The organism is Candidatus Chloroploca mongolica (assembly GCF_004762035.2).
Classification (GTDB): domain Bacteria; phylum Chloroflexota; class Chloroflexia; order Chloroflexales; family Chloroflexaceae; genus Chloroploca; species Chloroploca mongolica.
The window spans coordinates 196,445-207,872 of sequence record NZ_SIJK02000003.1; the positions used below are offsets into that span (position 1 = coordinate 196,445).

Sequence of the window (11,428 nt, forward strand, 5' to 3'; positions counted from 1 at the left end):
CGGCGCACACCTGGCAGGTTTCTTCTTTGTAATGCCTTGGTGCCTGTGGCGGGTTATGCTGATCATGGTGCAGGTGCTCAGGTCATGCCGCAGCCGGAGGTTTTACGATGAAGACCAGAATCTTACGTGCAGTTCTGTTGATCGGATTGCTGATCGGTGGGTTGGTGAGCAGTGTTGCGCCGGTGCAAGCGGTTGACGGGGGGAGTTGCCACTTCTATTTCATCAGCCCCGGGGTGGTGCATGTATCGTATGAATATGACCTTTCGGGGCGTGCGCAGGTACAGCAGGTTGATCTGCTATTTGATAATCAGACGGTGCTCTCTTTGTCGAATCGGGTGCAGCCGAGGATCTACCGGCGTTTTGAGGTTGGCAGTGGCACGCATACATGTGGGATCAAGGTGATCGTGCCGGAAGACCCGGGGTATCTGGCTGGACAGACGGCGGAGGTTCGCAACGTCTTTCGGGGGACGCCGGCCTTTTCTGAAAGTTTCACCGCTGGCCCTGATGGGCCGCCTTTGCAGATCGAGTATTTGCGGATCAATCCTGGCATCAGCCTTGCCTTTACCGGGTTTGCCAGCGACACCTCGTTACGCATCGAGTTGAGCACGCTCGATGGCTCATCAATCAATACTGATATTGAGATGCGACCCGAGAGCGGCTTGACCTTTCAGGAATGCTTTTTTCGGCGCACGGTGACGGTCGTTGGGGCGAGTCCGACATTTATCGGCAATGAATTTTATAGTACTGTTGATCTGGTGAATCGCAGTGAAGCGGTGTTGACTGACAATGTTTTTGCTGGTCCTCTCTGGTTTCAAAATGATCCGACGAGACTTACGCGTCATCCATTATGGACTGAGGAGAGTGAACTGAACCCATTGATCAGTGGCAACAATTTTGTGGGTTCTAGTTCACTGGTCTGGGATGATTACCAGACACCTCTGCCGCCCATGCGTATTCCGATTGGGGTGAACTATTATGGCGATGCGAGCGGCAAACTTACCACGACTGAGCGGCCCAATCATGGGGGTCTGTTTTTGACGAATCGCTACGCAAAAATTGCGAATCTCTCGCTCGATCCGGTAACGGGACAACTCGGGATGCCGTTTGTGCTGGCTGGGGTGAGCGAAAACGAGTTGGAACGGACGGACAAGGCGCTCTTGCCGCGCTTCTGGCTGGCGGGATCACTGGTAGGTCAATATAGCTTGAGCTATACGTTTGCCCCGGCGAGTGCGCCACCGCTGGTGCGAAATATTCCTACCCTGTTGACCTTTGATCTGGTGACGAGTGATCGGCGGGTGACTGGGGTGAAGGCGTGGCTTGAGGTTGATGGTGAACAGGTTTTACCTCTGGGCGGCACGCCGGCGCTCTATCGTGATCTCAACGAGGTCGGTGCCTCGGCGGTGAGCCGGGGGGCGACGACGATCAACTTTGTCTTGCCGCCGTCGAGTGAGGCGACGCAGGAGGTGGCGCTCTATCTTGATACGACTGGCTTGATTGAGTATGAAGAGGCAGGTCGGGTGAGCAAGATCTGGCAACAGACGCTGAACTATCGAGCGAACTTTCCCCGGCCATTGTTCATCACGATTGCACCGATCCAGGTCTGGATGCCGTTTTACAATCGTGCGGCCCCAGGAACCGCAAGTTCGGCGGCGTGGCTCGAACAGAATTTGCCCGCGATGTTGCCATTGCGTCGGGCGGACTTTATCCTCCATCGGGTGCCAACGGTCAGGTACATCAGCCCGACGGGCTTATTCACGCGGGTCGGGCTCTTGAATGAACTGGCGACCCTGAACCAGGGGGTGACGAGCATGTTGAACCTCATGGGCTCGATCTCGGGTTCACCAAGTCGGTTTGATGTTGCGGTGGTGCCGCTGGCGGCGGGGAATCTGGGGGGTGACGGGGCGAGTCTGCCGTTGCGCCGCCAGATCATCTTTGTTGATGAGGCGAAGCCTTCGGCGATTATGCACGAGCTGGGCCATGCGGCGGGGATGTACACCGGCATTGCGAATGAACAGTACCAATTGCATCCTCCGGCGGGAATCGAGCTTGCTGGGATGACGATGTTCAACCCAACCGAGCCGCCTGAATCGCGGTTTGCCTTCAAGCATTTTTTGCTGGCTGATTATCCGTATGCGGCGCGTGACTACTGGTTTGATGTGATGGGTAATAGCAATGCGTATAGCTGGGTGATTCCGTCAACCTACCAGGGTTTTTACGAGTACCTGCTGGGGAGGCTGACGCTGCCAACTGTTGCTGGTCGGCAGGTGGTGGAGGCGGGGACACCGGCCCCGGGGATGGTGCGGCTCGCTATGTATGGGCCTACCGAGCAGTTTCGTTATGTGTGTGAACCGACGAATGAAACCTACACCCGCTATCGGCTCTTGCCAGAGGCGATCACCTCGTTTGAACTGGGCGACTTGAGTGACAAAACCCTGCCGCCGCTTGTGCCGATCCCGCCCGATTTTATGCAGCCGTGTGGTGCCCCGCAGCAGGATCGGTATCAGTTGATTCCCTATGATGCGGATGGGCCGGTCTTCGACTATATTCAGGATTTTGCGGTGGAGCCAGCGGGACTGGGGGATCAGGCGCGGGACTTCTGGGCGGCGACCTTCGATCTTCCCGAGACGGTGACGCGGGTACGGATACGACGTCAGCAGGACGGGACTGATGTGCTGGATCTGCGGCGTGGTACGGCCCCCTTTGCCAGCCAGATCATTGCGCCAGCGCCAGGCACCGTGTTGACCGAGACGCTGACGATCCGCTGGGAGCATACACCGTTAGAGGAGGGGCAGACCGTGCGGCACCTGGTGCTCTTCAGTACTGACGAGGGTGTGACCTGGTTGCCACTGCCGATCCTCGCGCACGGTGATGAACTGGTGCTTGCGACCGAGAGTCTACCGGCGAGCGAAGGGATTATGTTCCGCACGATCTCGTCGGATGGGCTGCGCCGCGCTGAGGATCGCGTGGGTGGGTTGGTGCAGGCGAACCTTGCGCCAGAGGTGCGGATCATTGCGCCGATAGCGGGCGATGTCAGTCTGCCTGGGCAGCGCTGGTATCTGAAGGCCGAGGCATATGATCGTGAGGATGGCCTGATCACCAGTGGTGTCTGGAGTTCTTCGTTGCAAGGAGAGTTGGCGAGCAGCAATGGGATCACCGAGGCGACACTGATACCGGGCGAACATCGGTTGACCTACAGCGTCACGGACACGCACGGGCTCACGGTGAGCGCTGCGGTCGAGGTTGAGGTTACTGATACGCCGCAAGTGAACCTTGCGTGGCGCGAGGGTGATCTTGAGGTAAGCGGGTTTGATCCGCTGATGCCGCAGTTGAGGCTGAGCCCGGGGATCACCAATCACCTGTTGTTGAACGTGTCGAATAGTGGGATCACGGTGACAACGCGGGTGAAGGTCGAGGTAATCCCGGCGGGGGGGACGGCGTTTACGCTGCTGGATGAGATGGTAACGCTAGAGCCTTTTGGGGTAACGCGCCTGGCGCTGGCGTTGAGGCCAGAGGCGCGGGCGGGCTATCAGATTCGTGCCAGCTTCAATGAGACGGTACCGGCTGATCGTGATCCGGCGGATGATGTCTATACGTGGAACCTTGCGGTGCGGCAGACGGTGTTTGTGCCGTTGTTATTGCGGTGAGGACGCACGTCTCTGTGCCTTTGTGTCTCTGCGTTACCTGTTTTAACGCAGAGACGCGGAGGCGCGGAGACGCAGAGGGGAGGCCGGGTTGTGGCCTCCCCTCTGGGTGTATTTGGGCTGATAGATGCTGAGTCTAGCGGATGGCGATTGGGATCAGTAAGCGGTTGCCCAGGATGACGATCCGGCCTTCACCCTCTGGGGCATAGCGTGCATCGCTGGCTTCGATGGTGGGCAAGCCTTCGCGGACTGGGAAGCTGCGCAGGTACTCGAGCAAGGCTTGTTCGTACGAGATTGCACCGGCGGGGCTGCGCAGGTTGACCTGGTTGGGCTTGTCGGCCAGCGTGGGATAGTTGTCGCCGCCGCCTGCGGTGAAGCTATTGGTGACAATGCGCACGTTGGGTGCCCCCTCGACGGGTTGTCCATTGCTAATCAATGGGCGACCGTCTTCTAGCGCAACGCGGAGGACGCGTGTGCCGGGGGTGGTAATTTCGCCTGCACTGGTGACAACGTGAGCCTGGTTGGCAGGACTGTACGTAACACGCAGGCCCGCGATCTGCATGAACTGGCCGCCGTTGGCGGGTAGGCTGGCGGCTGAACGCTCAAGGATGAGCTTGAGCTCGGCAGGGGTCACGTCGCTCACAACGCTGACGAAGTTGGCAAACGGCAGAATGTCGAGCGTATTCTTGCGTGTAATGGTGCCTGGCACTTCGACTGGAATGGCATTGCCAGCGGTTTGACGAATGCCGCCACCATTCTGGATAGCGATGACTGGATTTTCCTCGCTGCGAGGGGGCAGGCTATTTGTCGCCGCATACTGCTCGTAGGCATAGAGGAAGGAGTCGGCAATCAGATTGCCGGCGTTCGACTCACGTGAGCGAACATCGCTCGTTGCTAGCCTGAGCGCCACCTCGCTCCGGGCGATATTGTCGGTAGCGAAGTCGGCGAGGCAGGTGTTCACAGGGTCAATGACGGTGCTGCCAAGGACGGAATTGGGCGTCACCACATCAGCCACATCGAGGAGCGTGGCGATTGCACTGGCTGGTACAACACGACGCGGGTAGCTCTGCTCGCTGATGATCTGGCTCACTTCGCCTGCGGCGTCGAACTCGACATCAAGTCGCCCGACATAGCGATAATTGCCTGCCGTAGTGACAAGGTAGACATCACGATCGTCGGCATCCTTCTGGATCAACGGATAGGTCGGCGGGTTCTCGGAAGGAATGCGGTCGCCAGGCAGCAACTCGATGTTATTGGGAATGTCAGGATTGGTGAGCAGGTCGTCGCCACCACCGGCCACGGCGATATCCACGCCCTTGAGCAAGGCGATCAATTCGCGGTCCTGGCTAATGCTCTGCATATGACTGACCAGGATGATCTTTTTGAGGCCAGCGGCCTGCAAGCGGTCAATTTCAGCCTGGACTGCCGCAGCGGTAGCCGGGATATCGGGCGTGACTTCTACCTGATCGGGTGAGGAGATCGTGGGCAGCAGCGGGGTCGTTGCACCGACGATGCCAAAGCGCTGGTTGGTAAGGGTGTCGGTATAGATCATCGAGCGACCAAGCACCCGCCCGCCGGCAGGGGTCTGCTCGATCAGGCCATCGGCGTCAAGCAGCGTGGCGAACTCGGTCTGGGCGCTGAAATCAAGATTGGCGCTCAAGAAGGGCTGGGTGCCTTGGAAGGCATCAATGAAGCGCTTGAGGAAGACCGGAGTATAGTCAAACTCGTGGTTACCCATGATGTGGACAGTGTAGGGCATCTGGCGCTGCGCAATGGCATCGTAGACAGGCGAGGTTGCGTCGGTTGGCAACGAACAGGCCAGGGTCGCGCTTGCCAGGAAGGCGTCGCCAGCATAGACATTGACCAGAGCGTTGCCCCGCATGCTGGCATCGGCGATTTCGCGATGCAAAACGCTCTGGAAAGCCGCTACACCCCCAACGGGCAGAGTGACATTTGGCAGGCCTTCGCGAGTGACGGTATTGTTCTGCGGCAGTAGTGATGACTCACCATCGTTATTGTGCAAGAGCGTGAGGCTGCCAGCACCATCGGGATCGGCGACAGGCGTAGCCTCGAAGCTGATCGCGTAGATCGCCACGGTGCCACTGACCTCGTTCGCAACGAGCAACAATGGCTGACCAGTTGGACTGTCGGCGGCTGAGACAAACTTCAGGCCTTCCGGCGAGACATCGTCGGGCGCGGCATTCGTGGGGTCGCCGAGATAATCACCGGGAGGGAGGGCGTACTGGACAAACGTTGGCGCAGCCGGGTTGGTAATGTCGTAGACCATAACCCCGCCGCCAGCCCGTTCGAGGGCAACAAACGCGTAGGTACGGCCGGCGATCTGACCAAGTTCGACTGACTCGGGTTCGGGGCCTTTATTATCGCTCCGTGTATCGAAGTCGGCTGGCAGACCGTTGTTCGCATTGAAGAGCCCGGGGGTCAGTTGGGCCGTGCGCTGTTCCATCTCGTCGCCGCTATCAAAGACAACCGCGCCGGTGGTAGCATTCCAGATCGTAAATGAACGTGCGCCGAAGACATAAATCGCCTCGAATTCGCCATCGCCATCGGTATCGCCGGTCTGGTTGGTGACAGTCAGACGACCAAGGTTTTGGTTCAGTTTCAGCGTAGCAGTATCAGTGAAGACGGTTGGATCCAGCGTGTAGTCATCGTCATTAACACGCACCTCTTCGGCAAAGCCCGTATAGTCGCGGGCATCGCCTTCGTTCGCTGTCACCAGGTAGAGTTGACCGTCTACCTCGTAGGCAGCGATGGCATCGGGCATATACATGCCGAAGACCGGCCAGTTTTGAATATTGATCTGGCCGCCACCACCGGATGTGCCATCAACATCACGGTCGCTCGCATCGAAGCCATTGCCCGCCAGGCTGTGATCCTTGAAGCCCAGGGGCACAATGGCGCTCACGGTTGCTGTTGTAATGTCGATCACAGCGACAGCGTTATTTTCCTGAAGTGAGACATAGGCCGTGTTCGAATCGGGAGAGACAGCAATGTACTCGGGCTCGAGATCCTGGGCAACCGTGGCCCCGGGGCCAAAGATGCGCACCCCGCTTGCACGCAGGGCATCAATCTGGTCATTGAAACTGGTGAAGGTAGCGTTGGTTGGGGTAAGAACAGTTGTCGTGGTGATTGGTGAGGGAGGCAGCCAAATGATGCTGACTGAACCCTCGGGGTCAACCGAGTCGGGTTGGCCGTAGCTGTTTGGCTCACCCTCGTTGGCGACCAGCACATAGCGACCATCAGGCGTAAAGGTGACCATGTCGGGCAGTGCGCCAGCGGTTACCTGGTTGAGAAAGACGCCATTGGTATCAAAAAAGACGACACTGCCAGCATCAGTCTTTGGATCCGCCTCGACAGCGACGGCGACCAGACCATTGTGCACCGAGACGCTATTGGCTCCAGCACCATAGGTCGGGGCAATCGCAATCCGCGAGACGAAACTCGGTGCGGTTGGGTCGCTGAGACTGACAATATCAACGCTAGACTGGACGGCGTTGGTGACGAACATGCGGCTCGTTGCCGGATCGAAGGCGGTGATTTCGGCGGCACCAGAGCCAAGCTCGGTGTCATAGCGCCCGATGCGATTCAAACTGATCGTAGGGTTGGGTGCATCGGGAAGCAGGGCGGCAACGGTGGCTGCGGGTTGGGTCAGAGGTGGTAGCGCAGCAGTGACCGGTACGGCGGCGGCCATAATCCCGGCCAGGAGGGCCAGGATAACCAGCATGGGCAGAGCACGGAACGACTTCATGGTTCCCCTTGGGTACTAATAGAACAGTTGACTCCAGGACAGATCGTTCCTATTGTGCCGAGCAGAGATTATCATTCTGACAAGAGCATATGAAGAGCATATTAAGAGGCTGTGATCGTTGCGTATCGCCATCATTGAGGTGGGGAGATGCCGAGTGTGGAGCGAAGCTAGGCCCAATACTTTGCAAATAAGGCGCTTGTTTTGACGCAAAGGCGCAACGTTTTTAGCGTACGTGAGCGAACCCTTCGTGCCTGCGCGTGAGCTTATTTGAAAAGTATTGAAGCTAGGCTCTGCATCTTTGCACCTCGGCGTTACAAAGGTGGTTTTTGTAACGCCGAGACGCCGAGGTGGGTTTAGCGTTTGGTGAGGGCGTGGTGGGTTTCGACGAGGAGGCGTTCGGTTGTTTCCCAGCCGATGCAGCCATCGGTGAGTGAGACGCCGTATTTGAGCGCACTGCGGTCGGCGAGCAGAGGTTGCTTGCCTTCGTAGAGATTGCTTTCGACCATGAGACCGATGATGGGCGTTGGGTGAGCGACGATCTGCTCGACGACGCGGTACCAGACGGTCTCTTGCCGACGAAAATCGTTTTCGGCGTTGGCGTGACTGCAATCAACCATGACCGCGGGGTGCAGGTTGGCCTCACGCATGAGGCGGGTTGCCTGCACGACATACTCTTCGTAGTAATTGGGCCCGTGGCGTCCGCCGCGCAAAATGACAAAGCTATCGGGATTGCCAGTGGTTTTGACCACAGCGCTTCGGCCATCCTCGGTGACGCCGAGGAAGCTATGGGAACCAGCGGCGGCGACGCAAGCATTGACGGCGACCTGAATGCCGCCGTCGGTACCATTCTTGAAACCGACCGGCATTGAGACACCGCTGGCAAGGGCGCGATGGGTTTGGGCCTCGGTGGTACGGGCACCGATCGTTGCCAGGCTGATCTGGTCATCGAGGTATTGCGGGCTGATCGGGTCGAGCATTTCGGTTGCAACGGGCAGACCGAGCGCATTGATTTCGAGCAACATGCTACGTGCCGTTGCGAGACCAGTCTGCATATCAAAGCTACCATCGAGGCAGGGATCATTGATCAGCCCGCGCCAGCCAACGGTTGTGCGTGGCTTTTCGAGGTAGGTACGCATCATGATCAGCAGTTGATCGCCGAGTTGATCGTGCAGGCGGGCGAGGCGTCGGGCATAATCGAGGGCCGCCTCGGGATCGTGGATCGAGCACGGGCCAATCACCACCAGCAAGCGCTGGTCATCGCCCCGCAACATAGCGCGAATAGTATCACGCGCCCTGGTCACCGTCTGAGCGGCCTCGGGGCGCAGGGGCAACTGGGCCTTCAACTCACGCGGCGCAAGGAGCGGTTGGAACTCGCGGACGTGCAGGTTGGCGACCTGTGGTTCGTGATCTTCGTGCGAATTATGCATTGGTCTCTCAGGTGGGTAGACTTGGTACGTCATCGTAACGCTTCCGGGAAGACTGGATCGCAATGGAGGCACGGTCAGGCACGACCCTCCCGGAAGCGACGACCGAAGCCGTACCCCTATTGTACAAGAACGAGCAACATTTGTGCACAGATAATCTTGCCAATTGTTGCCAATGGGTAGACGGTCGCGTAGCCAATGTTGGGCAAATCGTTGCCAGCCTGTTCATTTGCGAAGGCGAGCACGGCAGGTTGGGTTTGCATCCCGGCGAGCATGCCGATGCAGATGCCCATCGGGATCTTGAGCATCTTGTGGCCGATGATGAGGAGGCCGAAGGCGGCCGCAGCCGTAATGAGTGCGCCGGCAATAAAGATAAAGATACCAAGGCCGCCGCCCTGGCTGAAGGTACTGACAAAGCTGTAGCCCGAGCGTGTACCGACGCCAGCGAGGAAGAACGTCAGCCCGAGCTGGCGCAGGGTCAGATTCGCACTGTACGGCAGGCTCCAGACAATAGGGCCAGTGCGTTCGAGCCAGCCGAGGATAAGGGCGACGATGAGCGGGCCACCGGCGAACCCGAGGGTAAACTGCATCCCGCCGGGCAAGGGGATGGGGATCATCCCCACGAGCAACCCGAGGGCGAGGCCGAGGCCGAGGGAGACGACATCAATTTCGGAGAGATGGCGGTAGGAGTCGCCGAAATATTTGCTGATCGCCTCAAGATTCTCGCGGCGGGTGACGACTCGTACGCGGTCACCTGGTTCAAGAATGGTATCGCCGTGGGGTAGGATATCGATATCGCCACGGCGGACCCGCGTAATAATGGCCCCCTGGGTATGAGGCAGATCGAGGTCACGCAAGCGCTTGCCGAGCACGGCAGGATTGGAGACAAAGACGCGGCGGAAATCGAGGGTATGGCGGTCGAGCTCGAGTTGTTCGGGGGTCAACTCGCCGAGACCGGTGGCGACGCGTTCAACCTCTTCGCTCTGGCCAACGACACTCACGAGATCATTGAGGCGCAGATAGGCGTCGCTGGTCACAATATTGACGAGCCCATCGTGCTGGATTCTTCCAAAGACAACATTCCAGCGCTGATTGCGCAGCAACTCACCGATATTGCGTCCGTCCATCTCGGGCCGGGTTACGCGGATCGTGCGGCTAACCAGGTGCTCGGTACCGATATTGAGCCCTGGCATCGTGCGGGCTTCGTCGGCATAATTGATCTTCCAGAGGCGTTGGAGAAGATAAATCGCCAGGATCATACCGAGCACACCCATCGGGTAGGTCACCGAATAGCCGATCACCGGATGGGCGAGGATCGCCTCGGTGACTGGCCCGAAGGCACCCGTTTTGAGTTGTTCGATCACCCCGGCGAGGGCGGGGGTATTGGTCAGGCTCCCCGCGAACATGCCGGCGGCGGTGGGCGCACTGAGGCCGATGATCCAGGCGGCGAGCAAGGTTAGGCCGGTCGCAAAGAGAATGATGCCGAGCACCAGTAGATTGTCACGCAGCCCCTTGCGTTGCAGCGAAGCAAAAAAACCGGGGCCGCTACTGAGGCCAACGGTATAGACGAACAGCACCAAGCCTAGGAGATAGACAATCTCGGGGAGGCGCAGTTCGGGGTCGAGTGCGCCAAAGGCGAGCCCAACAAAGAGCACAGCGGCAACCCCGAGGCTAATGCCGCCAATTTTGATGCGCCCGATCAGATAGCCAACTGCTGAAACGACAAAGAGAAGGAGGAGTGGATTATCGATCAAAAGTTCGAGCATGGATTGCATTCCTGCCAAGAGGCATTCTCACCTATCGGGGATATGGTATCATACATTCATCCCTGTCTTGTAGAAGGCACAAACATATAGCTGAGGTATGACGCATGGTTTCTGAAGATATGGTGCGGGCTGCGCTGAAGAATGTGATTGACCCGGAGATCGGGTTGGATATTGTCAATCTGGGGCTGGTGTATCGGATTGACGTGGTTGAGGAAGGCGCAAAAGTTGACATTGACATGACGCTGACCACGCCTGCGTGTCCTGCCGGGCCGCAGATTCTTGATCAGGCTCGGCGCGAAGTGATGGCGCTGGCGGACGTGTACAAAAACCTTGAGGACGTCAAGATCAACCTGGTCTGGACGCCTTTTTGGAACCCGTCGTTGATGAGTGAAGAAGCACGGGACGAATTGGGCTTCTTTTAGGGGGCACGGCGCGTTTTGACGCAAAGGCGCGAAGGCGCAGAGGTTTTGATCGGACACGTAGGGGCGCAGTAGCGCCTTGGCCCGCCTGGGGTGAAGCGGCATGTCGCATCGCTGCTGCGCCAGGGCGATTGCATCATACGAAATCGGATACAACGGGGCACCCGCAAGGGGTGCCCCGACACCGGGCCCGCCCCCCGGCCCTGTCGGGGCACCCGCAAGGGGTGCCCTTGCGGGTGCCTTGGCGGGGTGCATACACAGAAGATGCAATCGCCCTGACTGCTGCGCCCGCCGGTCTTGACGAGTTGCTCATGTGTGCTATAATGGGCCTATACGAATACGTGTAGGTCGTCAAGCAACGATGGGCAACAACGATGGCAGCAACGGATCATCCGCTCAAACGGGTTGTGGC

5 protein-coding genes are annotated in these 11,428 nt (G+C 58.5%); 2 read left to right on the forward strand and 3 right to left on the reverse strand.

The window, feature by feature from the left end:
* Positions 1–107: 107 nt before the first annotated feature.
* Positions 108–3,644, forward strand: coding sequence for a hypothetical protein (locus tag EYB53_RS03095; RefSeq protein ID WP_135476605.1), 3,537 nt, complete (start codon positions 108–110; stop codon positions 3,642–3,644).
* A 133-nt stretch (positions 3,645–3,777) separates the two neighbouring features.
* On the opposite strand, the gene EYB53_RS03100 is transcribed toward EYB53_RS03095, so the two are convergent.
* The 3 genes from EYB53_RS03100 to EYB53_RS03110 form a co-directional block, all read right to left on the reverse strand.
* Entirely contained in the window at positions 3,778–7,407 is a 3,630-nt protein-coding gene (locus EYB53_RS03100) for a choice-of-anchor I family protein (protein ID WP_135476607.1), read from the reverse strand.
* Between the two features lie 353 nt (positions 7,408–7,760).
* The gene (locus EYB53_RS03105) at positions 7,761–8,834 is read right to left on the reverse strand and encodes a 3-deoxy-7-phosphoheptulonate synthase (RefSeq protein WP_135476609.1); all 1,074 of its coding nucleotides are present in this window, start codon (positions 8,832–8,834) and stop codon (positions 7,761–7,763) included.
* Positions 8,835–8,950: 116 nt separating this feature from the next.
* Positions 8,951–10,597 (reverse strand): aspartate:alanine exchanger family transporter, encoded by a 1,647-nt coding sequence (locus EYB53_RS03110; protein ID WP_135476611.1) that lies wholly within the window; start codon positions 10,595–10,597, stop codon positions 8,951–8,953.
* 104 nt (positions 10,598–10,701) lie between these two features.
* Between EYB53_RS03110 and EYB53_RS03115 the strand changes: the two genes are divergently transcribed.
* A complete protein-coding gene (locus EYB53_RS03115) occupies positions 10,702–11,019 on the forward strand; it encodes a metal-sulfur cluster assembly factor (protein ID WP_135476613.1) in 318 nt (105 codons plus the stop codon).
* Positions 11,020–11,428 lie beyond the last annotated feature (409 nt).

Excerpts from the sequence above, each read along its gene's own strand:
- EYB53_RS03105 (WP_135476609.1), bottom strand. The coding sequence starts at position 8,834 with ATGCATAATTCGCACGAAGATCACGAACCACAGGTCGCCAACCTGCAC.
- EYB53_RS03095 (WP_135476605.1), top strand. The coding sequence starts at position 108 with ATGAAGACCAGAATCTTACGTGCAGTTCTGTTGATCGGATTGCTGATC.
- EYB53_RS03115 (WP_135476613.1), top strand. The coding sequence starts at position 10,702 with ATGGTTTCTGAAGATATGGTGCGGGCTGCGCTGAAGAATGTGATTGAC.
- EYB53_RS03100 (WP_135476607.1), bottom strand. The coding sequence starts at position 7,407 with ATGAAGTCGTTCCGTGCTCTGCCCATGCTGGTTATCCTGGCCCTCCTG.
- EYB53_RS03110 (WP_135476611.1), bottom strand. The coding sequence starts at position 10,597 with ATGCTCGAACTTTTGATCGATAATCCACTCCTCCTTCTCTTTGTCGTT.